Source organism: Undibacterium umbellatum, from assembly GCF_014284125.1.
In the GTDB taxonomy this organism is placed as follows: domain Bacteria; phylum Pseudomonadota; class Gammaproteobacteria; order Burkholderiales; family Burkholderiaceae_D; genus Undibacterium; species Undibacterium umbellatum.
The window spans coordinates 16,215-42,084 of record NZ_JACOFX010000023.1; the positions used below are offsets into that span (position 1 = coordinate 16,215).

General features: G+C 52.1%; 21 protein-coding genes. 12 read left to right on the top strand and 9 right to left on the bottom strand.

Annotation, left to right across the window (positions count from 1 at the left end; genetic code table 11):
- The first annotated feature begins 153 nt into the window (after positions 1 to 153).
- Positions 154 to 864, top strand: a complete 711-nt coding sequence (locus H8L47_RS26030; protein ID WP_186956702.1) for a queuosine precursor transporter — start codon at positions 154 to 156, stop codon at positions 862 to 864.
- Between the two features lie 128 nt (positions 865 to 992).
- The gene (locus tag H8L47_RS26035) at positions 993 to 1,301 is read left to right on the top strand and encodes a hypothetical protein (protein ID WP_186956704.1); all 309 of its coding nucleotides are present in this window, start codon (positions 993 to 995) and stop codon (positions 1,299 to 1,301) included.
- 13 nt (positions 1,302 to 1,314) lie between these two features.
- Here the strand turns inward: H8L47_RS26035 and H8L47_RS26040 are convergent, their stop codons facing one another.
- Genes H8L47_RS26040 through H8L47_RS26050 form a run of 3 tightly spaced genes read right to left on the bottom strand, consistent with a single transcriptional unit; the run spans position 1,315 to position 5,768 of the window.
- A complete protein-coding gene (locus H8L47_RS26040) occupies positions 1,315 to 1,524 on the bottom strand; it encodes a YgaP family membrane protein (RefSeq protein ID WP_186956706.1) in 210 nt (69 codons plus the stop codon).
- Positions 1,521 to 4,730 (bottom strand): efflux RND transporter permease subunit, encoded by a 3,210-nt coding sequence (locus H8L47_RS26045; RefSeq protein WP_186956708.1) that lies wholly within the window; start codon positions 4,728 to 4,730, stop codon positions 1,521 to 1,523. The genes H8L47_RS26040 and H8L47_RS26045 overlap by 4 nt, the downstream gene beginning before the upstream one ends.
- A 9-nt stretch (positions 4,731 to 4,739) precedes the next feature.
- The gene (locus tag H8L47_RS26050) at positions 4,740 to 5,768 is read right to left on the bottom strand and encodes an efflux RND transporter periplasmic adaptor subunit (protein WP_186956710.1); all 1,029 of its coding nucleotides are present in this window, start codon (positions 5,766 to 5,768) and stop codon (positions 4,740 to 4,742) included.
- Positions 5,769 to 5,982: 214 nt separating this feature from the next.
- Here H8L47_RS26050 and H8L47_RS26055 point away from each other — a divergent pair, with 214 nt between their 5' ends.
- Positions 5,983 to 6,318 carry an ArsR/SmtB family transcription factor gene (locus H8L47_RS26055; protein WP_186956712.1) on the top strand — a complete coding sequence of 112 codons (336 nt, stop codon included), beginning with the start codon at positions 5,983 to 5,985 and terminating at the stop codon, positions 6,316 to 6,318.
- On the opposite strand, the gene H8L47_RS26060 is transcribed toward H8L47_RS26055, so the two are convergent.
- Positions 6,315 to 7,127 (bottom strand): sulfite exporter TauE/SafE family protein, encoded by an 813-nt coding sequence (locus tag H8L47_RS26060; protein WP_186956714.1) that lies wholly within the window; start codon positions 7,125 to 7,127, stop codon positions 6,315 to 6,317. The genes H8L47_RS26055 and H8L47_RS26060 overlap by 4 nt on opposite strands.
- Before the next feature lie 152 nt (positions 7,128 to 7,279).
- Between H8L47_RS26060 and H8L47_RS26065 the strand changes: the two genes are divergently transcribed.
- Both H8L47_RS26065 and H8L47_RS26070 read left to right on the top strand, forming a co-directional pair.
- Positions 7,280 to 8,140: an MBL fold metallo-hydrolase gene (locus tag H8L47_RS26065; protein ID WP_186956716.1), complete on the top strand. Its 861-nt coding sequence runs from the start codon at positions 7,280 to 7,282 to the stop codon at positions 8,138 to 8,140.
- Between the two features lie 19 nt (positions 8,141 to 8,159).
- Positions 8,160 to 9,269, top strand: a complete 1,110-nt coding sequence (locus H8L47_RS26070) for a 6-phosphofructokinase (protein WP_186956718.1) — start codon at positions 8,160 to 8,162, stop codon at positions 9,267 to 9,269.
- A gap of 16 nt (positions 9,270 to 9,285) precedes the next feature.
- On the opposite strand, the gene H8L47_RS26075 is transcribed toward H8L47_RS26070, so the two are convergent.
- Together H8L47_RS26075 and H8L47_RS26080 are read right to left on the bottom strand one after the other, a co-directional pair.
- Positions 9,286 to 12,915 (bottom strand): sensor domain-containing phosphodiesterase, encoded by a 3,630-nt coding sequence (locus tag H8L47_RS26075; protein ID WP_186956720.1) that lies wholly within the window; start codon positions 12,913 to 12,915, stop codon positions 9,286 to 9,288.
- A 119-nt stretch (positions 12,916 to 13,034) separates the two neighbouring features.
- A complete protein-coding gene (locus tag H8L47_RS26080; RefSeq protein ID WP_186956722.1) occupies positions 13,035 to 14,333 on the bottom strand; it encodes a hemolysin family protein in 1,299 nt (432 codons plus the stop codon).
- A 203-nt stretch (positions 14,334 to 14,536) separates the two neighbouring features.
- On the opposite strand from H8L47_RS26080, the gene H8L47_RS26085 reads away from it, so the two are divergent.
- The 3 genes from H8L47_RS26085 (at position 14,537) to H8L47_RS26095 (ending at position 18,391) form a co-directional block, all read left to right on the top strand.
- Positions 14,537 to 16,549, top strand: coding sequence for a site-specific recombinase (locus H8L47_RS26085; protein WP_186956724.1), 2,013 nt, complete (start codon positions 14,537 to 14,539; stop codon positions 16,547 to 16,549).
- Between the two features lie 94 nt (positions 16,550 to 16,643).
- Entirely contained in the window at positions 16,644 to 17,624 is a 981-nt protein-coding gene (locus H8L47_RS26090) for a tetratricopeptide repeat protein (RefSeq protein ID WP_186956725.1), read from the top strand.
- Between the two features lie 137 nt (positions 17,625 to 17,761).
- The gene (locus H8L47_RS26095) at positions 17,762 to 18,391 is read left to right on the top strand and encodes a YitT family protein (RefSeq protein ID WP_186956727.1); all 630 of its coding nucleotides are present in this window, start codon (positions 17,762 to 17,764) and stop codon (positions 18,389 to 18,391) included.
- 25 nt (positions 18,392 to 18,416) lie between these two features.
- Here H8L47_RS26095 and H8L47_RS26100 read toward each other — a convergent pair whose 3' ends face one another.
- Positions 18,417 to 19,439, bottom strand: a complete 1,023-nt coding sequence (locus H8L47_RS26100; protein ID WP_186956729.1) for a GlxA family transcriptional regulator — start codon at positions 19,437 to 19,439, stop codon at positions 18,417 to 18,419.
- A gap of 191 nt (positions 19,440 to 19,630) precedes the next feature.
- Between H8L47_RS26100 and H8L47_RS26105 the strand changes: the two genes are divergently transcribed.
- The 3 genes from H8L47_RS26105 (at position 19,631) to H8L47_RS26115 (ending at position 22,945) form a co-directional block, all read left to right on the top strand.
- Positions 19,631 to 20,737, top strand: a complete 1,107-nt coding sequence (locus tag H8L47_RS26105) for an S-(hydroxymethyl)glutathione dehydrogenase/class III alcohol dehydrogenase (protein WP_162057367.1) — start codon at positions 19,631 to 19,633, stop codon at positions 20,735 to 20,737.
- On the top strand, positions 20,737 to 21,633 hold the full coding sequence (gene fghA / locus H8L47_RS26110; protein WP_222616689.1) for an S-formylglutathione hydrolase: 897 nt from the start codon (positions 20,737 to 20,739) through the stop codon (positions 21,631 to 21,633). The genes H8L47_RS26105 and fghA overlap by 1 nt, the downstream gene beginning before the upstream one ends.
- 169 nt (positions 21,634 to 21,802) lie before the next feature.
- Positions 21,803 to 22,945: a beta-ketoacyl-ACP synthase III gene (locus tag H8L47_RS26115; protein ID WP_186956732.1), complete on the top strand. Its 1,143-nt coding sequence runs from the start codon at positions 21,803 to 21,805 to the stop codon at positions 22,943 to 22,945.
- Between the two features lie 83 nt (positions 22,946 to 23,028).
- Here H8L47_RS26115 and H8L47_RS26120 read toward each other — a convergent pair whose 3' ends face one another.
- Complete coding sequence (locus H8L47_RS26120; RefSeq protein WP_186956734.1) at positions 23,029 to 23,718, bottom strand: DUF3334 family protein; 690 nt, start codon at positions 23,716 to 23,718, stop codon at positions 23,029 to 23,031.
- A gap of 612 nt (positions 23,719 to 24,330) precedes the next feature.
- The gene (locus tag H8L47_RS26125) at positions 24,331 to 25,134 is read right to left on the bottom strand and encodes a CPBP family intramembrane glutamic endopeptidase (RefSeq protein ID WP_186956736.1); all 804 of its coding nucleotides are present in this window, start codon (positions 25,132 to 25,134) and stop codon (positions 24,331 to 24,333) included.
- Between the two features lie 91 nt (positions 25,135 to 25,225).
- On the opposite strand from H8L47_RS26125, the gene H8L47_RS26130 reads away from it, so the two are divergent.
- Positions 25,226 to 25,870 carry a TetR/AcrR family transcriptional regulator gene (locus H8L47_RS26130; protein ID WP_186956738.1) on the top strand — a complete coding sequence of 215 codons (645 nt, stop codon included), beginning with the start codon at positions 25,226 to 25,228 and terminating at the stop codon, positions 25,868 to 25,870.

Here is a 25,870-nt window from a genome sequence, read left to right on the forward strand (position 1 = left end):
TGAGCTCATTGTAGCAAATTGCTGATTTTGTCCATTTTCCAACAAAAGCCCTGGTCAATGTTGACAAGTTTGCGCGGGCTGCCTGAATATGACTGACACGCACATCTTGCTTTCGGCATAACAACAATACAACGACATTCCAGGATAAATCACATGACACGCCCACTTGCCAGTTACAAGTATTACGACTTTGTCATGGCAGCCTTCGTCACCGTCTTGTTGTGCTCTAACCTGATCGGGGCTGCCAAGGCTGCGCAGGTAACGCTGCCTTTGTTGGGGACAGTTACTTTTGGTGCTGGGGTGCTGTTTTTTCCTGTGTCTTATATTTTTGGCGATATCCTGACCGAAGTTTATGGCTATGGCCGTGACCGCCGCGTGATCTGGGCAGGCTTTGGTGCGGTGTTGTTTGCAGCGCTCATGTCCATCGTCGTACTTGCTCTGACACCGGCAGCCGACCCATTTAATACTGAATACCAGACGCACCTGAATGCGGTGTTTGGCAATACCCCGAGAATCATACTGGGTTCGGTCACTGCATTTTGGTGTGGCAGCTTTGTTAATAGCTATGTACTGGCCAAGATGAAAGTGGCGATGCAGGGCAAACGTCTGTGGATGCGCACCATAGGTTCAACCATTTGCGGTGAATTTGTTGATTCCAGCCTGTTTTATGTGATTGCTTTTTATGGAGTCTGGTCAGACAGCCAGTTAATCACCGTCATGGTCGCACAATATATTTTGAAGACCAGTTGGGAAATCGTGATGACACCAGTTACCTATAAAGTAGTGGCTTTTCTGAAACGTAAAGAGAACGAAGATTACTATGACAAAGATACTAATTTTACACCTTTTCAGCTAAGGGTCTGAATAGTCACAAACATTTCACTTGAGAAATTTAATTGTGTATTTAGTAAAAGCCGGCAAGATTGCCAGCTAAAGTTTCAGGCAATCTGGTCGTTCTAAGTGCGAACAGCCTTATTTCCAGCACTTATGCCATGTTTCCCTTAAAAGTATTCCGCATCTTTGAGCAAGCCGCCGAAACGCCGCATGCTACCAGCCAGTATCGCCGCCCTGCCGCTCATGCTCAAGCACAGGATGGCAAGTCCGCCAGCGAAGAACTGACCTGGCCAGAAGTTGAACGCCGTCAATCAGACAAGCGGCACAGCGCTGACCGCCGCGAAAAACAGCAAGCCATTTTGCTCAATACCCGTAAATTGCAAGGCAGGCGCAAAGACCCGGGACGTCGATTAAGCGACAAACTGGCGTCACCGAACTCGCGCATCCATTTTTCGATCGAGGGTTAGCGCCGCACTTTTTTCAGTTGCCTGCTCTTGCACCCAGCTTGCGCATCATGGTTTCCATCAAGCACCATTTGGTAAAACCACTCTGTAACAGGTTAACCCCCACAAACGCAGTAAAGGCCAGCCACCACTGATTAAGAAACAGCGGGCTGCCTGGGATCCCCAGCGCCAGACTTAACAGGATAAAGCAACCTGCAACGATACGTACGATTTGCCAGCTAGTCATGATGAAACTCCTTGTTGAAAATCAGGGTGGCTTTTATATGCGCTGTAATACAGCAGTGGTATCACCACCAGGGTAAGCACGGTGGAGACGAAAATACCGAAGATCAGCGAGATCGCCAGTCCATTGAAAATGGGGTCATCGAGAATGAAGAAGGCACCCAGCATGGCAGCAAAACCGGTCAAGGCAATCGGCTGTGCACGTGTGATAGCCGAGCTGACTATCGCATCCTTGAACACCATGCCCGCAGCGACCTGCACATGGATAAAGTCCACCAGCAAAATCGAGTTCCTGACGATGATACCTGCCAGTGCGATCATGCCTATCATACTGGTGGCAGTATATTGCGCGCCCAACAAGGCATGACCAGGCATGACACCGATGATGGTCAGAGGTATCGGTGCCATGATGATCAAGGGTGTCAGGTAAGAACCAAATTGCGCCACCACCAGCAGATAAATCAGAATCAGGCCCACGCCATAGGCAGCACCCATGTCGCGGAAAGTTTCATAGGTAATCTTCCATTCGCCATCCCATTTCAGGCTAAAACCGCGATACGGATCAGACGGTGTATGAATGAAAAATTCATTCAGCTTGCCGCCATCAGGTGCGATGATTTTTGCAATCTCACTACGCATGGCGAACATGCCATAGAGCGGGCTGTCTATCGCACCCGCCATGTCAGCAACAACATAATTGACGGCCAGACCATCCTTGTGAAACACAGGTTGCTCGCGCAGTGTGTCAGAGATGTTGACCAGCTCACGCACAGGCACCAGTCGCCCCTGGGCTGACCTGACACTCAGGCTCAGCAAGCTATCCAGATTGCCTTGTTCAGTTACCGGCAATTGCAATTGTATGGCCGTCGCAAATTTGCTTTCATCATGCAGATAGCTAGCCGTGTCGCCATGCAAACCGGCACGTAGCGTCGTCACTATGGTGGACTGGCTGACGCCCAGTGCTGCTGCCTTGCGCTGGTCTATCAGCAAGACTTTGCGAGGAGCATTGACTATACTGCTGTCATCAATATCCACCACACCCGCAGCCTTGTTGAACACCGCACGAACGACTTTGGCGGCTTGCTGCCTGCCATCATCGGTTGGCCCATAAATTTCAGCCACGATGGCTGCCATCACTGGCGGGCCGGGCGGCACTTCCACCACTTTGACATTGGCAGCATAGCGCTTGCCGATTTCCTGCAAGGCTGGCCGCAAGCGGCTGGCGATGGCATGGCTTTGTTCACTTCGATGCTGCTTGTCCACCAGATTGACTTGCAAGTCACCGACCTCACCGCCAGCGCGCAAATAGTACTGGCGCACCAGGCCATTGAAATTGATTGGTGCGGCCGTGCCTGCATATGCCTGGTAATCCGCCACTTCCGGCACCCTGGATAGATAGGCACCCAGCTCGCGCAATACTGCCGCGGTTTTCTCCACCGGAGTACCAGCAGGCATATCGACGACCACCTGGAATTCTGACTTGTTATCAAACGGCAGCATCTTCAATTGCACCCAACCCAGCACAGGCAAAAGTACCGACATGGCGATCAGTGCAAATATCGCCAGTGTCAGCTTCCAGCCATTCTTGCGCCCCTTGCGATCATCAAGGAAGGGGCGAAAAATCCTGGTAAATATACTGCCCAGTTTTTTCTGCAATTTGCTCTCATGCACACCACCACCATGCTTCATCCAGATGCGCGCCAGCCAGGGCGTGACGATGAAGGCAATTGCCAGCGACAACAGCATACCCATGCTGGCATTGATGGGAATGGGGCTCATATACGGCCCCATGAGGCCACTGACAAAGGCCATGGGCAACAGGGCCGCGATCACGGTCAATGTCGCCAGGATAGTGGGGCCACCGACTTCATCGACCGCAGCGGGTATGATTTCTGCCAGTGATTTATGCGGGAAGAGTGCCTGATGCCGGTGTATGTTTTCGACGACGACGATGGCATCATCGACCAGGATACCGATGGAAAAAATCAGGGCGAATAGCGATACCCGGTTCAGGGTAAAGCCCCAGGCCCAGGATGCAAACAGGGTTACGGTCAAGGTCAGTATCACGGCCGTACCGACGATCGCTGCTTCGCGCCGCCCCAGTGCAATGAAGACCAGTGCCACTACGGATGCGGTGGCAAACAATAATTTCTGTATAAGTTTCTTTGCCTTGTCGTCGGCAGTCTGGCCATAGTTGCGTGTCATGCTGACTTCAACACCCTCGGGTATCAAGGTATTGCGCAACTCAGCTACACGCTGTTGGATGGCATCCGCAACAGCGACTGCATTTTGTCCTGGCTGCTTACTGATGGCGATGGTGACGGCTGGATATTCAGCGGCATCCTTACCTGTCTGACCATGCCAGACGTAACTGCTGGCTGGTAATGCCCCATCGACTACTTTGGCAACATCACTCATGAAAATGGGCTTGCCTGCCTTGACACCAACCACCACTTCAGACACAGCACCTGCATCCTGCAAAAATGGCCCGGCATCAATGGCGATGCTGCGATTGGCACGGGTCAACTCACCAACTGGCAAACCCAGATTGACGGCTTGCAGACTGTTTTGCAAATCGGTGACGGTCAAGCCATTCGCCGCGAGCTTTGCAGGATCAAGTTCAATATTGATAGCGCGTCCTGGGCCACCTGTGGTACTGATTTCGCGCGTACCTTTTACCCGTTTAAGTTCGGCTTCCATGCTGTGGGCCACGCGTTCGAGATCATAGGCTGCGGTCTGCGGATTCTTGCTCCACAATGTCAGCGCGACTATCGGTACGTCATCAATGCCTTTGGGTTTGACGATGGCTTCCAGTGTGCCCAGCTTGGCGGGCAGCCAGTCACGATTGCTGTGAACAACATCATACAAACGCACCAGTGCTTCCGTGCGTGGCACCCCAACTTCAAATTGCACCGTCATGATGGCCATGCCTGGCCGCGACACCGACATCACGTGCTCGACATTGGCGATTTGCCCCAAGACTTGCTCAGCCGGTATCGCGACTTGCTGTTCTACCTGTTTGACAGAGGCACCGGGAAAAGGAATCAATACATTCGCCATCGTCACATTGATTTGCGGCTCTTCTTCGCGTGGTGTAACGATGACGGCAAACACGCCAAGTAAAAATGCCACCAGGGCCAGCAAGGGCGTTATTTGTGCCGTTTGAAAATATTGTGCGATGCGGCCAGAGTATCCCAATTGTGTAGACATAAGATATCCTTAGCGCGATTGCGCAGCGGAGAGCGGATTGACAAGCACTTTTTCACCTGCCGAGACTCCAGCCAGCACTTCCTGCTCACTGCCAGAGACAGGACCTGGCTTGATCTGTCTGAGCATGGGCTTGCCCTGAGGGTTGACGACATACACGGCGTACAATTCCGCTCGGCGGATCACTGCTTTGGCAGGTACATACAAGCGCACATTGTCATCTTTACCCAAAGCTTTCGCCGGGAATTGCAAACGTGCGAACATACCAGGTGCCAGTCCGCTAACTGACGGCAAAGCCAGGCGTAATTGCACAGTATGCGTACTGGCATCCGTCACTGGCAGGACGATGAATTTATCTACCTTGATGAGGCGCTGCGCAGTTGGCAAAGCTGGTATCTCTACGGTAATTGACTGATCATGCGCAAGTCTGGCAAGCTGGGCTTCTGGCAGCGTTGTCGTCACGCGCAAGGCACTGGGGTCGAACACTGCCATCAATGCTTTTCCTGGCGTCACCATATCCCCCTGGCTGACATAAACGTCCGCGATGCGGCCTGAGTAAGGTGCAGTGAGGTTATAAAAACCTGATTGTGTTTGCACAGCGCCAGCCTGGGCAATGAGAGAATTGGCATCTGCTGTGGCGGATTTGAACTGTGCTTCTGCCCGATCAAGTTGCGCCTGGCTGATGTACTGGCGAGAAAACAATTGCTTCTGTCTTTCATAATCCTTGCTTGCCACTTGCAGGCTGGCGCGTGCTGCCTCGACCTGAGCCTGGCTTGCGCGAGCCTGCTGGTTAGCGGCGCGACCATCCAGGCGCGTCAGTACTTGTCCAGCCTGTATGTTATCCCCAGCTTTGGCAGGCAAATCGGTGATGGCACCCGATACCTGAGCCGCGATCACTGTTTGCCGAACTGCTTCAACTACACCATCAGTTGTAATACTGCTGGAAGCAAGACTGGACCTGACCTCAGCTACCTCAAGACCGGCAGCCGCAACTTGCGATGCGAACAACACAGCGAACAACACAGCAAACAAAGCAAACATTTGCCTCATTATCAATTTAATTGATGGTGCGCAGGGTCTGGAAGTCATGTACTTAGCCTCGATTAAGAAATGGCACTTCAGAGAAAATCGTTTGCATGAGCCACGAACATATAATATTCTTATTTGCGCAATTACGCAAATAGTAAATTAAGCGTGCGAAATATTCTCTACTCAGGGTATGATAGAAACATTCCCAATACTCACTTGCATTCCTATGGATGGATTGTCTGATCAGGCGCTGATACAGGTCGCCCATTATTTTTCAGCACTCGCTGAGCCTACCCGCCTGCGTATCCTGAACTGCCTGCGCGAAAAAGAACATAATGTCGGTGAACTGGCTGAACGTTGCGCCTGCTCGCAAGCCAACGTCTCGCGCCATCTTTCTACTCTGGCCAAACACGGCCTTGTGGCACGCGAAGGGCGAGGCACTTCGGTTTATTACCATATCGCTGATGAGTCGATTTACGCCCTGTGCGATCTGGTATGTGGTAACGTGGCACGGCAGTTTGAATCACAAGCGGCCTTATTGAATGGCAAGCACAGCGCTTAATTAAAAGAACGGTATACCAGGCTGGCTGCAACACACGCCAGCAAAACAATAAAGATCATCTGTACTTTTTGAGGTGGCAGGCGCAAGGCGATGCGCCTGGCCAGCAACATGCCTGCTATCGTAGTGGCCACAAACATGGCTGACAGCATCACCGGCAAATGCACGCCACTCAGCAATGCTGATCCAACTCCCATGGAACCAACGATGCTGACAACCAGCAGCGACGTGGCGACCGCTACATGCATACTGGCATTGGTGTAATGCCTGAGCATGGGGACGATGACAAAACCGCCGCCCACACCCAGCAAGCCCGTCATGAAGCCAGACATCGCACCTATACCGGCGATGACTGCCCCGGTTTTAAAAGTCCAGTCAAAACGGCCTGTGCTGCTATTGATACGTGCCATGGCAGCACGCTTGTCGTCATCACAGTCAGGTGAGCGCAGTTGCATGATCAGGCGCACCGCCACCACAGCCAGGATGGCCGCAAACACCAGCATCAGCCATTGCTGCGACATGCGCTGGGCAACTTGCACGCCCAGCAGGGTCGGCAGGCTACCCGCCACCGCCATCAGGATGGCAGCGCGGTAGCGTACCAGCTTGCGTACCAGACCTTCAATCGCCCCTATCATGGCGGCACTGCTGACGGCCAGCAAGGCCATAGGCATTGCTTGTTGCATGCTGAAGCCCTGGGTATACACCAACGCAGGCACTGCCAGTATGCCACCACCAGCCCCGGTCAGGCCCATAATGAGACCGACCAAAGCACCGATGAGCACCACCAGGAATTCTGCCGCTGATATGAACATGTCAGTATGGATAAAGAAAGATGCGCTAGTGTATTCCTTGATAGGATACGCGTCGAGACAGATTAGGCAAGTTAATAGCACTCAAGCATGACAAATGTCAAAATGTGCAACAATTTTGCTATTATTCTGTAGAGCGCCTATTCGAGTCCATCATGAAACCTACCGTACAAAGTTACTTCGATACGCAAACCTGCACGGCTACCCATATCGTGTTTGATGCCCCTGGCGGGTATGCGGCCGTGATAGATCCCGTACTGAATTATGAACCCAAGTCAGGGCGAACGACGACCAGGTCTGCCGATCAGGTGCTGGAATTTCTAGCTGCCAATGGCCTGACACTGCAATGGCTACTGGAAACCCATGCGCATGCTGACCACCTGTCGGGCGCGAGGTATCTGCAAGAAAAAGCTGGCGGCCAAATCGCCATCGGTGAAAAAATTACTGAGGTACAAAAGGTGTTCAAAAGCCTGTTCAACCTGGATGCAGAGTTCCCGGTCGATGGCAGGCAGTTTGATGTCTTGTTTGCTGCGGATACAACATTCGATATCGGTAAATTATCAGCACTGGCCTTGTATGTGCCTGGACATACCCCGGCTGATATGGCATATGTGATCGGGGACTGCATCTTTGTTGGTGATACCTTGTTCATGCCTGACGTGGGCTCGGCACGCTGCGACTTTCCAGGCGGTGATGCCAGCCAGTTATATGGCTCGATACAAAAGATCTTGTCCTTTCCGCCTGAGACCAGGCTATTTCTTTGCCACGACTACCCACCTGCAGGGCGTGAGGTTTGCACACACACCACGGTCGCCAGGCAAAAGGCCGAAAACATCCATGTGCGCGATGGCGTCAGCGAAGCCGACTTTGTTGCATTGCGCCAGAAGCGCGATAGCGGGCTGGAAATGCCCTACCTGCTGATACCCGCCATACAAGTCAATATCCGTGCTGGTGCCTTACCCGAAGCAGAGGACAATGGCATACGTTATCTGAAGATACCATTGAACGCACTATAACCCTGAGCAGGCCACGATCATGAGCAATAAAATCAAGCGTATTGCCATCAGCACCGGCGGCGGCGATGCGCCGGGTTTGAATGCAGTGATACGTTCAGTAGTATTGGCAGCCGAACTGCGGGGCTGGGAATGCTATGGTATACGCGAAGGCTTCAATGGCATCTTGCTGCCTGAACGTTATCCTCACAATGGCGTAGTGCGCCTGACGGTAGACCAGGTACGCGGCATAGGACATCTGGGTGGCACCATACTGGGCACCACCAATCATGGCAATCCCCTGCGCTTTGCCACTACCATGCCGGATGGCAGCGTGCAGGAAATAGACCGCAGTACTGACATCCACAGACACCTGAAGCAAATGGATATTGACGCCCTGGTCTGCATCGGTGGCGACGGCACGCTGACCATCGCCAATGCACTGCATCTGCAAGGCTTGCGTGTGGTGGGTGTGCCCAAGACCATAGACAATGACCTGGACAAGACCTTTACCACTTTTGGTTTTGATACTGCGGTCTCTTTCGCAACCGAATGTGTGGACCGCCTGCACAGCACGGCAGAAAGCCACCAGCGCATCATGGTGGTGGAGGTCATGGGACGTTATGCTGGCTGGATCGCTCTGCACTCTGGCATAGCGGCAAATGCGCATGCGATCGTCATCCCTGAGATAGCTTACGACATAGAAAAAATTGCGGCGATGATACGCAATCGTGATGCCAATGGCCGTCATTATTCTATCGTGCTGGCAGCCGAAGGGGCATTGCCTGTTGGTGGCCAGCATCTGGTGCAGGCAACGGCTGGCAGTGGCTATGTAGAAAGGCTGGGCGGCGTGGGAGAGCAATTGGCCCATGACCTGCAACTACTGACCGGCAAGGAGGCACGTGCTGTCGTGCTGGGCCATTTATTGCGTGGAGGCAGTCCAACTGCATTTGACCGTTTATCTGCCATGCGCTTTGGTGCGGCTGCCGTGCGTGCGCTGGATGAAGGTCATTCCGGCATCATGGTAGCGCTGGCTTTTCCGAATGTGAATTATGTGGCACTGGAAGAAGTGGCAGGCCGCATGAAAGCCGTGCCGATGGACAGCGACACCCTGCAAACTGGTCGCGACATAGGTATTTGTTTTGGTGACTGATGTTGCGAGAAATAAGTCAGTTGACGCACAGGCTATTCCTGACAAAATCTGCAAACTGGCTGGCAGGCAAAGGACGTGAGTAGTAATATCCCTGCACTTCATCACAATGATGTTCCCGCAAAAACTCAAGCTGCTCTGCCGTTTCCACGCCTTCAGCAATCGTCATCAGCCCCAGACTCTTGGCCATACTGATGACTGCACTGACAATTGCGCGGTCTTCAGGGTCACTGTTAATATCTCGCACAAAACTCTGGTCTATCTTCAGCTTGTAGACCTTGAATTGCTTGAGATAACTGAGTGAAGAATAGCCCGTACCAAAATCATCGATGGACATGCGTATGCCACGTTCGTGCAGGTTATTCATGACGGCAATCGCGCCTTGCGGATCATGCATGGCCACACCCTCAGTCAATTCCAGTTCCAGGCAGGCGGGCGGCATATCAGCTTCCTGCAGTATGCGGGTCACCAGCGCAGGCAAATCATAGTGGCGGAATTGCACCGCCGACAGGTTCACTGCAATCAGCAAATTCTGCAAGCCATCTTTCTGCCACTGCTTCCATTGCGCCACTGCGGTGCGCAAGACCCATTCACCTATGGGCAAGATCAAACCACTGTCTTCTGCCACCGGAATAAACTCGGCGGGCGATACATTCCCAAGCACCGGATGCTGCCAGCGCAACAGCGCTTCTGCGCCGAGCACGGCCCCGGTCTGCATGGCAATCTGTGGCTGGAAATGCAGCTGAAATTGCTGCTTCTCCAAAGCCTGGCGCAAGGCATTCACCAACTCCAGATGACGGGTTGAACGCTCCTGCATTTCCTGGGTGAAGAAGCGATAAGAATTTCTGCCCTCTCGCTTGGCCCGGTACATGGCTGCATCGGCATTGCGCGACAAGGTTTCCAGATCTTTGCCATCATTCGGATAAATCGCAATACCCATGGATGCAGTGACATTCAAATCATATTCACCCAGATGAAAAGGGGCATTCACCACTTGCATGAGTTTTTGCACGACTTGTTCAACTGTGTGTTGATCCACCCCTGTCAAAAGCAAAATGAATTCGTCACCACCCAGGCGCGAAATTGTATCGTTCTCGCGTATGGCGGCAACCATGCGCCTTGACAATTCCACCAGCAAGACATCTCCCAGGCTATGGCCCAGGGTGTCATTGATGTCCTTGAAGTGGTCAAGATCAAAAAAAATCACAGCCAGCGCATCCTGATTGCGTTCTGCCAGGCTCAGTGCATAGCGGGCCAGTTCATCAAGCAAAGTACGGTTGGGCAAACCTGTCAATGCATCATAATGTGCCAGATACTTGATGCGTTCTTCGGTGCGTTTTTTATCGCTGATATCTTCCTGTATCGACAGAAAATGTGTCACCACGCCCTGCGCATTCCTGATAGGTGAGATATGCGCCAGGTCAGTATGCTCCAGGCCGTCAGCATAGCGATTGATCAATTCGCCTTTCCAGCTTTCACCCCGGCCCAGTTGCGCCCACATATCCGCATACACTTGTGGGGAAGTTTTACCGGTTCGCATAATGCTAGGCCGATGGCCCAGCACTTCGGCCAGTTGTTTGCCTGCATTTTTCAGGTAAGCTTCGTTCGCGTATTCTATCTTTATGTCCGTATCTGTGATGACGATGGCATTTGAGCTTTGCTCTACCGCTTGCGAAAGCTTGTGCAGATTCTCTTCAGATTGTTTGCGCTCCATGCCTATGGCGATCAGGTTAGCGGCCATTTCCAGCAAGTTCAGAGAAAACAGGTCTGGCACTGAGGGCTGGTGGTGGTAAATGGCAAATGCACCGATGACTTTTCGCTCAGCAGAACGGATAGGTTCGGACCAGCATGAACGCAAACCTGCCTGCTCTGCCAGCCGCCAGTAATCATGCCAGTAAGCATGGGTGGACAGATCAGTGGCAATGGTCCGCTCGCCGGTAAACAAGGTATTACCACAAGATCCTACGCCCTCACCGATCACCACACCTTCTATCGCCATGGAAAAAGCTTCAGGCAAACTGGGGGCAGCTCCAGTGCGCAAATGCCTGCCATCCCTGTCGAGCATCATGATGGAGCACAGGCAGTCCGGCAATAGCGACTCGACCTTGAGAACGACATCAAGGAACAATTCTTTTTGAGTGATGCTGGCGGTAATCCGCTCCAGCATAAAGCTGCGCAATTCCTCCATTTGCAAGGCGTGCAGGCGCGCATCTTCAAGTTCGAAACGATTCAGGACATGGCTGACATCAATGGAAAATTCCGTCAACAAATCCTGCGCTGCTTCGTCAAATGCGTTTTCATGCCCGGCATATAAATTGAAGGTTCCAACCACCTTGCCATTCTTCAACAAGGGCAAGGCGGCAGAAGCGCGCCAGCCTTGCGCTGCACCGCGCTCATGCCAGGGCGCAGTACGCGCATCATGTAAAAAATCCTGACACCAGTAAGGCTGATTATTCAAATATGCATGAGCACTAGGACCACGTGCGGTGACATCAGCCGGATTCACCGAGATATACAAGCCATCGAGGTAACTGGAACCAGCTCCAAATGAAGCGACAGGCTGAAGCACTTGTGTTCCCTCCGCTACCAGGCCTATCCAGGCCATTTTCAAACCACCTATGGTGACTGCATCTTCACAGATTCGTGGCAGCAAATCGTCCTTGTTCTCCAATCGTAATATCGATTGATTGCACTGACTCAGGGCATTGTAAAGCTTGCTTAGACGTTCGCTTTTTTTGGCGGCCTGATGACGCTGATCTTCGATATCGGCCAGCTTGGCCTGAGTGACGGCCAGCCAGCCCATGATGCTTTCGTCCATGCCAGGTTTGACCTTGACAGGGCTAGCGAAGTTGCCCTTGCCGAGATTGATCAGGGTAGAGGATACTTCCCGTATGCTGCCCCCCAGGCTCATATTCAGGGAGCGGTAAGCGCGCCACAGCAAGCCCACCAGCAAGATGCCAAGCAAAATAAAGAGTACTCGTACCCGCATGGCAAACTGGGCAGCCTGTTCTACCAGCGCGATTCCGCGTTTTTCCATCAAGTCACGCGCTTCCGCAATGGGGCGTAAGATCGCCAGTTTGGCTGTGCGATATTGCTCGTCATACAGCAAGTGACTTGCCTGCTCCCTGGCAGCCTTCACGTCCAGGCCAGGCTTTTCTATCAGGGCAATGGCCTGGTACTCTATCGCAGTAAGCGCGTCTGAATTCTTCTTGGCCCGCTCCAAGAGGTCTAATTCCTCCTGGCTAATGCCGGTTTTACGAATGAGGTCCATCAGTGGGATATGTAATCCGGCATGCACAACCGTTTCTGAAGATCTGGGCAGACTGGCTGGCACCAGGTCCCAGAACAAATTTTTGCCCAAGGCAGCTCGTGCCGCCTTGCCATTACGTACATCAAGAATTTGCTGGTAATAGGATTTATAGACTGGATCTGCGGTGACCACATAAGCGCGTACCATACGCGTCAGGTCATCTGAGCTTTCTTGTAACTCCATGGAGAGGGCATGGGATTCAAAGCGCAACTCATTGCGGCGGTCCACTTGTTTTTCTGAATACACATACCAGCCAAAAACCAGCGTAAACACAGCAAACACCACTAGCGTCAGCCAGAAGCTACGTGCATAGATGGATAAGCTGTTCTGCGAAGTCATTGCATCCGTGCTTTCAAGAACCGGGCAACTACAGTCAGCACACGGCGTGCTGACTTGAGAACTATTCTAAAACAAGTTTCCCCTGATACAAGCGATTACTTGTCATGGTTTGTTGCTTACTACTCGGATTTGGGATGTATCCTGACCAGAATGATACGTGGGCCATTCATTTTCTTGACGACAGCATCAAAGCGGTCAAATTCAACCTTTTGCCCTTCTACCGGCAAATCGCCCAATTTATGCATGATCAGGCCGCCTATCGACTCTACCTCATCGCTATCGACGTCAAAGCCCAGCGCGCTGCCAAGGGTGAACAAGGGCAGGCTACCCTTACCTATCAAGGTGCCATCATCGAGCAGGGTCCAGTCATTTTCATTTTGACGGAATTCATCGCGTATCTGGCCAACCAGGGCGCTTAGCAGATTATCCAGCGTCAGGAAGCCGACAGGTTTGCTGCCACGGTTACCGACAATGGCGAAATGCGGTGCACCTTTACGGAAGCGACGGAATAATTCCAATGCGGGCATGGTCGGCGGCACAAACTCAACCTGGCGCAAATGCTTGCTCAAGTCATCCAGCGGCTTGCCTGCCTGATTTGCCAGGAACAAGTCTTTCAGATGCAACATGCCGAGCACGGTTTCTTCATCCTCATCAAAATAGGGATAACGGCTGAAACGGTTGCGCGCTGCGGTTTGCATGTTTTCTTCAATACTGGAACCCTTGTACATGGCTACAACTTCGTTGATGGGACGCATCAGGTCAGAAATCTCCAGACCACCAAAGTCCAGCACCTGGGCCATGATGCTCCATTCATCGCGGGTCTCTTTTTCACCAGTATGGCTGCCGCGCAAGATAAGCTTGAGTTCTTCTGGAGAATAATGGGCATCGCCACCATGGCCAGCACTCAGGCCTATCCATTTCAAGAGCTTGTTGGAACTCCAGTTCAACGACCAGATGGCAGGATACATGGCCCAGTAAAACGCATACAGGGCGGGTGCCGTCCATAACGAGACGCGCTCGGGCATGCGTATCGCCATCGATTTGGGGGCCAGTTCACCCACCACGATATGCAGGAAGGAAATAACAAAGAAAGCAAAAAAGAAAGAAATGCCGTGTATCAACTCTTCAGAGTCGATACCAACGAGAGAAAATAGCGGATGCAGCAAACGGGCAAAGGCAGGCTCACCTATCCAGCCCAGGCCCAGCGATGCCAGGGTGATGCCTAGCTGGCAGGCGGATAAATAGGTATCCAGGTGTTGATGCACCGTGAATAAGAGGCGGCCTCGCAAACCTGAGGTCTTCGCCATACTGCGCACCCTGGTCTGTCGCAACTTCACCAGACCGAATTCTGCCGCCACGAAAAAGCCATTCAACAAGACCAGTAACAGGGCAGCCAGCACCAACAATAAATTATCCAACGCTTAACCTTTTTTATGAACGCCCCGACACTTTAGACTAAATTGCCTCTTTTTGCATGCAAATGCAATGGCTTAGGCCAGTGTTCCCCTTGAAAAAACGCTCGCCTGCAACATTTACATCCAGATATATGTGTGTAAGCCGCATGACAAAACCCGTGAATTGCGTTAAAAGCTTATGTTCATCGCATTTTGAGGAGGAAGGCTTGAGCTTAGACAGTGTTTTAGCGGAAATTGAGATCCGCCTTGGCGAATATCCTGCACTCAATGATATCCAGCACCTGCGAGACCTGATTGCAGAAATACGCCCACACCGCCCGCACGACATCACCAGGGCCACCGACAATTTACGCGCCCTGTGCTTCGTACTGCAAAGTAATCCGGCATGGCGCAAGTCGCTACGCTGTTATCTGGTACAGGTTTTGACCACGCGCAAACTGGTGCATTTATTTACCGATGTGGGTATCACCCAGAATATTGGTTTCTGGTCGGCGGCGAGACAGAGATTTTTGAATAAATTTTTGCCGCCTCTGATGAATGATGACTACATCAAGGATGTGTTTGGCCAGCTGTTTGATAAAAAAACTGACCATATCTGGATCAATGGCGTGACAGACCTGACCTGGATGGATTTGCTCAAGGCCATAGGCTTTCGTTCACCTGCCCCACGCACCACCTATGCAGCGCTGACCTGTGAAATCCTGAGTGCGGTACAGGTGCTGTCTTACCGCATCACCAATATCGGCCTGGAAGCTGAACTGGTGCGCAATTATCCTGATATAGAAAAATTCGAGTCTCCCTTCTTGCGCCAGAATGATGCCATCAATGACTATGTCATTTGCTATAGCAAATGGCTGGCAGACAAACGCCAGGAACGTGAAGATAGCAAACATATCGAAGTTCTGCTGACCCAGTGCGAAGACATTACCAACCGCATACGCAAGACCGCAGCCCTGCAGGGTGTGTCCATCAGCCTGACCCGTTTGCTGTTGCAACTGATACAAAGCATAGCGCGGCTGCGCCAGTTGCTCGACATGCTCGACAGTCGCAGCACTGAACATGCCGCTGCCATCGGCACCACGCTATTCAAGGAATTGTCTATTGCAGAAAACCAGCGCCATAGCCTGCGCAATCTGATGCAAAGCAATACTGAACTTTTGTCCCTGCAAGTGACAGAAAGAGCCGGAAAAAGTGGCGAGCACTATGTGACCAATAACCGTGCAGAATGGCTGGATATGTTGCGCTCAGCCCTGGGGGCTGGCTTCATCGTCGGCTTCATGGCGCTCATCAAAATCTTGTTTGGCACCCTGGCGCTGGCACCGTTTGGTTATGCGGTGCTATACAGCCTGAACTATTCAGGCGGCTTCATGCTGGTGCATGTACTGCACTTCACCATTGCCACCAAACAACCGGCCATGACGGCAGCCTTGCTGGCGCGCGCGATTGACGGTGGCAAACAAAAACTCGATGAACTGGCAGAACTCATCGTACTGGTGCTGCGCTCACAATTCATCGCCATCGTCGGCAATATAGGGCTGGCCATCCCAACGGCTTATGCCATTGCCTGGGCCTGGGTTTCTGTCACAGGCAAGCATCTGGTCTCGCCAGAAAAAGCCCAGCACTTGCTGCACGACATAGATCCCTTTGGCAGTCTGGCCTTGCCGCATGCAGCCATTGCCGGTGTCTACCTGTTCTTGTCGGGCCTGATTTCTGGCTACTACGATAACAAGGCCAGTTATTCCAATATCCCTGAGCGCCTGCGCCAGCTAGGCTGGTTGAAAAGCCTGCTGGGAGAGCCGCGTCTCTTGCGCGTCACTACTTACATAGGCGACAACCTGGGTGCACTGGCAGGCAATTTCTTCTTTGGCATCATGCTGGGCAGCATAGGCCAGTTGGGCAGTTTCTTTGGCTTGCCCATTGATATACGCCACATCACTTTTTCCAGCGCTAACTTTGCCTTTGCCCTGGTTGGCCTTGATCACAATATGAGCTGGCAACTGGCTGCGTATTCCCTGTTTGGCATCATGGCCATAGGCATGGTGAACCTGGGTGTCAGTTTCAGTCTGGCCATGCTGGTGGCCTTGCGTTCACGCCGCATCAGCTTTGGCCAGGGTGGATTACTGACTGTCCTGTTGTGGACACGTTTCAAGGAAAATCCACGCGACTATTTTCTGCCCGGAAATGAAGAGAAAATAGAGGAAAAAAAAGACGCGAACTGATTTTTTTCATTACCATGCGCCAGTCAACCGAAAGGCTGGCGCAACGTTATTGCCAGATGAACTTACCAGATTCTCCATTTGCCTGAGGTATTCCATGAAGCTTTTGCCAGCCCTGCTTGCCAGTATGATAGCCATGCTCATGACGCCCGCCGTCAGCGCACATGAGTATGAGGCCCTGATGAAGGCCAAGAAATATGCGGAAGCAGAAAAAGCAGCGAATGCCAAATTGAGCACCGATGCCAATAATGCAGGCGCTTTGCAGGTAAAAGCCGAATTGATACTGGTGGAAGGCAAGACCGACAAGCTCGATGATGCCGCAAAGTATGCCGAGCAATGCATTAGCGCCCATCCGCAACTATCTGAATGCCATGAGACGCTGGGCAATGTCCTGGGTACCAAGGCCACTGCCGGCAGCATGTTTGCAGCAATGTCGTATGCTGGGAAAATCCGCGATGCCTATCTCAAGGCAGTGGAGCTGGACCCCAAGAATTTCAGTGCACGCAGCTCTTTGCTGCAATTCTATTTGCTGGCACCTGCCATTGCTGGTGGCGGCAAAAGCAAGGCGCAAAACCTGGTCATAGAAACCGCCAAGATAAATAGTGCGGCTGGCAATTTATTGCAGGCGAATATAGATTTGAAAGATGAAAAATTTGCCAATGCAGAAACCTCGGCCCTGTCTGCCATTCCTGGCGATATTGAAAGCCTGAGCAGGTTGCAGCGTGGTGTCTTATTTAACATCGGCGCCTCGTATGTTCAGCAAAAGAAATTTGCCGATGCCGAGCGCATGTTTGGTGAATTGCAACAACGTTATCCTGATAAATACCAGGGTGCGTTTGGCATGGGCCGCTCTTTACAGGAACAGGGAAAGCACAAGGAAGCATACAGCTGGTTTGAAAAAGCCCAGACGCTGGAATCCAATGCTGCCATCTATTACAGGCTGGCGCAATGCCTGCAAGCCATGAGCGACAAACCCAAGGCGATTTCCTATTTTGAGAAGGCACTTTCCTACAAGCCATCCCTGAATAAAAAAATGCGTGCAGATGCTGAAGATCAGTTAAAAGCATTGAAAGCCTGAGCTAGACGGGCCATGTTGCAAATTGAATGAAGGTATTTGACGCAAGTCAATGAAAGCAGTAAAGCCAGTACTGCACTGGCTTGCTAGTGGCTAGAGCGGCGTACAATTCTCTATCATTTGCCTCTCCCCTGCCCGTCATGAAAACCGCCACTGTCTCAAAACGCTTTATCCCGCATAGCCTGCTGGAAGACGTGCTGGCGATCATCACTGGCACTTTGCTGGTTTCACTCGGGGTCGCCCTGTTTAACCAGGCTGGCTTGCTGACAGGCGGCACCGCCGGTCTGGCATTCTTGCTGCATTACTCGACTGGTTGGTCATTTGGCATGGTGTTCTTTTTGATCAATCTGCCATTTTACTGGCTGGCCTGGAAACGAATGGGCTGGCGCTTCACCCTCAAAACGTTTTGCGCCGTAGCGCTGGTTTCACTTTTCTCCAGCCTGCACCCCAAGTTACTGCATTTAACCAGCATGACAGCCGTCACCCCTTTCTATGTCGCACTGACTGGTGGCCTGATGATGGGCGTAGGCTTCATCGTTTTATTCCGCCATCAGGCCAGCCTGGGTGGCATCAATATCCTGGCCCTGTACATGCAAGAAAAACGCGGCATACGGGCGGGAAAATTACAAATGGGTGTCGATTTCATCATCGTGCTGGCTTCGCTGGCCGTTGTCACACCGATGGCCTTGCTGGCATCGGTACTAGGTGCTTTCGCCCTGAACCTGGCGATCAGTCTGAACCACAGGCCAGGGCGCTATATGGCAATGTGAAGTTTGATAATATAGAGTTTTTTAATCAGCCCAGCGCAGCACGGTACTGTGTTGGCGACATCTGCAAACGTTTTTGAAATACCCTGCGCAACTGGTCATCACTGCCAAAGCCACAGCGCGCTGCAATTGTTTTCACTGGTAGTGTTTGCTCAGACATATCTGCCAGCAATTGCCGGGCAAACTCGAGGCGAGCGCTCTCAATAAATTCGGTCGTACTGACGCCTACTTCATGCTGGAACAAACGGGTAAAATTGCGCAAGCTCATGCCTGCCATCTTGGCCAGTTGCGATACTGGCAGGCGTTGATGCAGATTGGATAATATCCACTGCTGCAATTCACGGATATTGGTTTGTGCCGTTTTCTGACTCATCAGATGCGTGCTGAATTGTGATTGCCCTCCTGGGCGTTTCAGGTAAACCACCATGTCACTGGCGACTTCGAGCGCCAGTTCATGACCACAGTCATCTTCCACAAAGGCGAGCGCCAGATCAATGCCAGCTGTCACTCCAGCAGATGTCCACAGGTTGCCGCTGCGGATAAAAATCGCATCCGCATCTACCTGCACGGCAGCAAAGTCATCTTGCAATTGCTGGGCGACACTCCAGTGCGTAGTCGCATGTTTGCCATCAAGCAAACCAGTGCGGGCCAGGAAAAAGGCCCCAGAACATAGCGCCGCCAGACGCTTGATTCTGGGTGCCACATGAGCAACCCAATCGATAATGGCCTGATTGTCTTCCAGCGCCTGTTGTATATGCCGCGAACCAACAATGATGGCATCGTCTGGCAAAGCCAGGGTATTGATGACCTTGCTGGCTTCCAGGCACATCAGGGTATCTGAACGTACCGGGCCCAGATGCGCCGCTGCAATCTTTACATCATAGGCGGCAGGTTTGCCCTGGCGCTGTAAATGGATATTGGCATATTCAAATACCGACATCGGACCTATCGCTTCCAGCGCCTTGAAGCCGGGGTAAACCACGATATCTACAGTGCGCGCCAATATTGGTCGTTTGACTATGTCCGACTTCGCTGCTTTATTCGACTTCATTCTCGGCCCTCGCTCAATAAATATCTATGCAGCCTTCATCATAATCGAAACAGCACCACCCGTCTTTTCAAGCCATTCTTAACGCAATATAGGCCATACATGCAAAAAGATTACAGAGCCATTGCGCTTTAAAGCACAATCAGCAAACTCATTTTAGTGTCAGACCAAGACCCACCATTTAAAGGACAGCCATGAAAACCAAAGCCGCCATCGCCTGGAAAGCCGGAGCACCACTGACGATAGAAGAAGTTGAGCTGCAAGGCCCGCAAGCTGGCGAAGTGCTGATTGAAGTCAAGGCTACCGGCATTTGCCACACCGACTATTACACTCTCTCTGGCGCTGACCCTGAAGGTCTGTTCCCGGCCATCCTCGGCCATGAAGGTGCAGGCGTCATCGTCGATACCGGCCCGGGCGTGACCAGCGTGCGCAAGGGTGATCATGTGATCCCGCTGTACACGCCAGAATGCCGCCAGTGTAAATTCTGCCTGTCCCGCAAAACCAATCTCTGCCAGGCTATACGCTCTACCCAGGGCCGTGGCCTGATGCCGGATGCGACCTCGCGTTTCTCGCTGGATGGAAAACCGCTATTCCATTACATGGGTACATCGACTTTTTCCAACTACATCGTGGTGCCAGAAATCGCCGTCGCCAAGGTGCGTGAAGACGCGCCCTTCGACAAGATTTGCTATATCGGTTGCGGCGTCACTACTGGCGTTGGTGCCGTGGTTTTCACGGCCAAGGTTGAAGCTGGTGCCAACGTCGTGGTGTTTGGCCTCGGCGGCATAGGCCTCAATGTCATCCAGGCTGCCAAGATGGTGGGGGCAGACAAAATCATAGGCGTGGACCTGAACCCTGCCCGTGAAAGCATGGCACGCCAGTTTGGCATGACGCATTTCATCAACCCGAACGAAGTAGAAAACGTGGTTGACCATATCATCCAGTTAACAGATGGTGGTGCTGATTATTCCTTTGAATGCATAGGTAATACCAAGGTCATGCGTCAGGCGCTGGAATGCTGCCACAAGGGCTGGGGCAAATCCATCATCATCGGCGTGGCTGAGGCAGGTGCAGAAATCTCTACCCGCCCCTTCCAGCTGGTCACTGGGCGCGAATGGAAAGGCTCTGCCTTTGGCGGCGCACGTGGCCGCACTGACGTGCCCAAGATTGTCGACTGGTATATGGAAGGCAAACTCAATATCGATGACCTGATCACGCATCGCTTACCGCTGGAACGCATCAATGAAGGCTTTGATCTCATGAAGAGTGGTGAATCAATACGTTCAGTGGTGTTGTTCTGATGACGCAGCATAATTCCAGCAATACTGCCGCAGACGACACAGAAGAAATCACATTGCTAAGCCAGCACGCCTGCCATGGCGGCGTGCAACGCTTTTATCAGCATGAGTCTACTGAGATAGGCTTGCCCATGCGGTTTTCAGTCTACCTGCCACCCCAAGCCATGGCAGGTGAGACTTGTCCAGCCATTATTTACCTGGCTGGCCTGACCTGCACTGAAGAAACCTTCATGATCAAGGCTGGCGCACAAGCCATTGCCGCATGCGAAGGCATTATCCTCATCACACCAGACACCAGCCCGCGCAATGCCAAAATCCCTGGCGACAGCGACGCCTGGGATTTTGGCGTGGCCGCAGGCTTTTACCTGGATGCAACGCAAGCCCCCTGGAACAAGCACTACCGCATGCACAGCTATATCGTCGCTGAGCTACTACCCATGCTGCTGGCCAGCCTGCCCATGGACAAGTCACGCGTCGGCATCATGGGGCATTCGATGGGTGGACATGGTGCCCTAGTACTGGCCTTGCGCCATCCAGAGCTGTTCAGCAGCGTATCAGCCTTCGCACCGATAGCCGCACCCAGCCAGTGCCCCTGGGGACAAAAAGCCTTCACCGGCTATCTGGGTACTGATGAAAGTGCCTGGGCCGATTATGACGCCACAGCACTGATGCAAAAGCAGAGCCAGCCGCCCTTCCCCAAAGGCATCTTGATCGACCAGGGATTTGCCGACAAATTTTTGGTAGAACAACTACACCCTGAAGCTTTCAAGACTGCCTGCACCAGCGTACAACAGCCGCTGACCCTGCGCTACCATGAGGGTTATGACCACGGTTACTACTTCATCAACACCTTCATTGAAGATCATTTGCTGCACCACAAACAGCAATTAAGCTCCTGATACTTGCATCCCCGCAGCAAATACTGCTTGTTCCAGACGCACCAAACTGGAACAAGCACTCTATTTCTGTGCGTTTCTAGTTTAACCGTCATCTTTATTGTGTAAAATCGAGCGACTTCGTCGCGCATTTTTGCGCCTACTTCAGAACGACATAACCAGAAAGCAAGAGATGAGTAAAGTAGTCATCAGCGGCACCGGCCTGTATACGCCATCCCAGTCCATTTCCAATGAAGAACTGATCGCCAGTTTCAATGCTTATGTCCAGCAACACAATGCGCAAAACGCCGCCGCCATCGCCAGTGGTGAAGTAGTCGCACTGGAAGAATCCAGTGTCGCCTTCATAGAAAAAGCCTCTGGCATCAAATCCCGCTTTGTCATGAACAAAGAAGGAGTGCTCAACATCAACCGCATGGTGCCACGCCTGCCAGAGCGCAGCGATGAAGAACCATCCATCATGTGTGAAATGGCAGTCGCTGCCGCCAACCAGGCACTGGAACGCGCAGGCCGCAGCGCTGCCGATATCGACGCTGTCATTTGCGCAGCCAGCAATATGCAACGCGGTTACCCTGCCATGGCGGTGGAAATCCAGAATGCGCTGGGCATAGATGGCTATGGTTACGACATCAACGTCGCCTGCTCTTCTGCCACCTTTGGCATACAGGCCGCCGTCACTGCCATCCAAAGCGGCCAGGCACGTGCGGTACTGGTCGTCAATCCAGAGATCACCAGCGGCCACCTGAACTGGCGCGACCGTGACAGCCACTTCATTTTTGGTGATGCCTGCACTGCCATCATCATAGAACGTGCCGACCTGGCGACATCGAAACACCAGTTTGAAATCGTTGGCTTGAAACTGAAGACGCAATTCTCCAACAACATCCGCAATAACTTTGGTTTTTTGAACCGCGCCGATGAAAGCGGCATAGGCAAGCCAGACAAACTGTTCCGCCAGCAAGGCCGCAAAGTGTTCAAGGACGTCTGCCCCATGGCAGCTGCCGTCATCACCTCCACCGTAATGGCAGCCGACATTGCCATCCCTGATGTCAAACGCTACTGGCTGCACCAGGCCAACCTGAACATGAATTTACTGATCGCCCGCATGATATTGGGCCGTGATGCTTCGCCAGAAGAATCACCGACCATTCTGGACACCTACGCCAACACCTCATCGGCGGGCTCCATCATCGCCTTCCACAAATACCAGGATGACCTCGAAGCAGGCAATGTAGGCGTGATCTGCTCATTTGGTGCAGGTTATTCGATAGGCTGCGTGGTAGTTAAAAAGCTGGCCTGCCCCCCCCCGCTTGAATAGCAAAAAGGCCGCAAGTGCGGCCTTTCGTTTGCTTGCCTGCTCCAGACAGGCAAAACTGAACTCTGAGATATTACAAACTTAAATTACATACCCAGAGACTTCAGTAATTCGGAGTTTTCGTCATCATCAGGCGCGGCGGGAGCAGAGGACTTTTGTTCCGAAGCCTGCTCAAAGTCCAGCAAAGCATCAGGATCAGCCACTTCATGCGTATCAAAGTCATGCAGTTTGATGAACTCTGTCCTGTCTATCGCCAGTTCCAGATAGAAAATATTGTTTTTCTCAGTGAAGAATGAAACCCTGCGCAGTTCCGGCCTGTCCAGCGGCGTATCCACACTCAACATGACCTGCTTGGTCAGCACCAACATCTTCGGCTGGTTCTGCGTGATATTGGTCTGCAGTTCGCGACGCACCTTGCCTGTAAAGTCACCCACGATCTGGTTCATCAACTCACCCAGGATATTCGCCACCTCATCCGAGGTAAACGAAGACGCCAGCTCAGACTTGGGCATGCCCATGTTAAGCATGTATTTCTCGTAAATTTCCAGCGCCGTATCACCATCAAAATTCAGCACTACCAGCCCGGAAAAGCCACCGTCAAACAGCACAAAACAACCGATGTCCGGCTTCAAGCCTATCTTCGTGATGCGCTGCACCATGGCAGAATAATGCACCTTGCTATTCGTGGCGACATTCAACACCCGTATTACCGAGTTACACAAACTCGTCAACAAATCTTCTGTACCGTACACTACACCGTTTTCTTCCGAGGCCATGACCAACTCCTGAATTTATTGCATGAAAATCAATCCACCCGCCCACTGAAAGCAGCAACACTGCCACTTACCCAACACCCTGATCAGATGGAGACACCGCATCACCGCACCCATCTACAGCAGCAGCGACAATACGAAACAACGCTAAAGACCGCACACCCGCGCACGGGTAACAAATGAAGTCTACTCTAATATTGAAAGAATACTGAAGCCCTAGCCCCCCGTCTACATGTTTCATGCAATGGGGATGATTTGAGGGTGTTCGGGCGGAAAAGGATTTGAAGAGGTGTTGCTAATTTGCAAGCAGATGAAAAAGCTAGCTTACACACAACTCAGCATTTTGAGTAGAAAAGTAAAAGGCCGCATGTAGCGGCCTTTTCATTTGGTGCATCTTTCAGCTTGTTAGCGTTCAGAGCACATATCCCAATCTGATAATGCTTGAACAATAGTGTGAACTTAATGCAAAGTCAATGCATTGACAAAAATACATGTAGAGAAGGGTATGCTTTGGGAAATGCGATATCGGTTGGCCCTTGATTTGGGTGCATCCTCACTTGGAGGGGCCATGTTACCTCAGATTTGGATATGTACCGTGACCAAGCCACAACAAGATTAAATCCTAGTCCAGCCGTCCATCACCCCCGGCTCACACCCAACCACCAGTCGCGCTGCCGACTCAGAAAAATCCTCTTCCGGTTTATAAATAACCAGCACCACCAAATCCACCAGCACATGCAGCAGTATCGATAGCCATAGGCTATTCGTGAGTATGGTCAGCAGGCCGAAAAGCAGGCCGCCTATGGTGGTGCGGATGATGCCGCTGATGCCCTGGTAGTAGTGGCATATGCCGAACACCAGGGCGCTGATTATAAGTGCAACGTTCAGGTCTACATGCCAGTTGGCATGTGATTGGCCTTGGATGAATTGCAGCAGGAGGCCGCGGAAGAAAATTTCTTCGCAGATGCCTGCGGTGAGGCTGAGTAGTATCCACCAGCGGCGTTCCTGTTTTGAAACGGGGAACAGGAAATAGTAGTTGCGTAGCTCTTTCCAATAGCTGAGGCGGGCCTGGGGTTTGATGATGCAATGTGCTGCGGGCATGAATGCAAGAAAGAAATAGATGACCAGGACGGTGATTGCCACGCCCGCGGCCAGCTGGCTATTGTTCAGCCATGCCATGTCATTCTTTGCGCCTGCGGCAATGAATAACTGCGGTGGATGGATGAGCAGGCCTGCTGTGAAGGCATATGCCCACCAGGTCGCAATGCCGCGCTTGTAAGTGGACAGGCGGGCAGCGCTGCTGGTGTGGGCTTGCAAGCGGGCTGTCTTGCGCTGGTCTTCCGTCAGGGTCAGGCAGATCACGATGGCGATGAAGATGGCTTGAAGCGTGACCGGCAATAAATCCATTAAAGCGGGCATGGCATATTCCTTATCAAAGGCATTGTTGAAACCAAAATGCAAATGCGAATTCACTTTTACATATTTTATGATTATTGTCTATACTATGCGTATGAACCCAGAAAATTTATCTCATGCCTCTCATGCCCCTGTACAGGAAAGAAGCCGTTCTACTGCCTTGCGCCTGTTGAGTGCCACTATCGCCTTGCTAGATGAGTCTGGCCTGGAGGGGGCGCTGATACCGCGCATTGCTGAGCAAGCCGGGGTGGCTCCTGCCAGTGTGTACCGCCGCTTTGCAGACAAGAATGCCTTATTGCGGGCGGCATTTCTGCACGCCTTGAAGGAGAGTAATGCTTCCAGCAGTGCAACATTGAGCAGCCATTTGCGGGGTGACACGCTTGCAGCAAGCGTGAAGAAATTGATAGACATGCTGTTTGATCAGTACCAGCAGCACCCGCATTTTTTGCGGGCGCTGTCGCAGTTCATTGATGCGGATACTGACAGGGCATTTGTCGGCGAGGCGCGCGCCATCATCCGGGCGAATATCGATTTGATTGTGGATCTATTGCTGCCGCATAGAAGTGAAATCAGGCATGCGGCACCAGCGCTGGCCTTGCGCTTTCTGGTGCTGAATGCGACCTGTTCGATAGAGGCTTATTCGCTGGACCCCAACTCCATGTGGCATGTAGAACCCTGCCTGAGCAGGGCTGACATGACGGCGCAATTGGTGCATGGGTTTGTGAGCCATCTGGCCTGA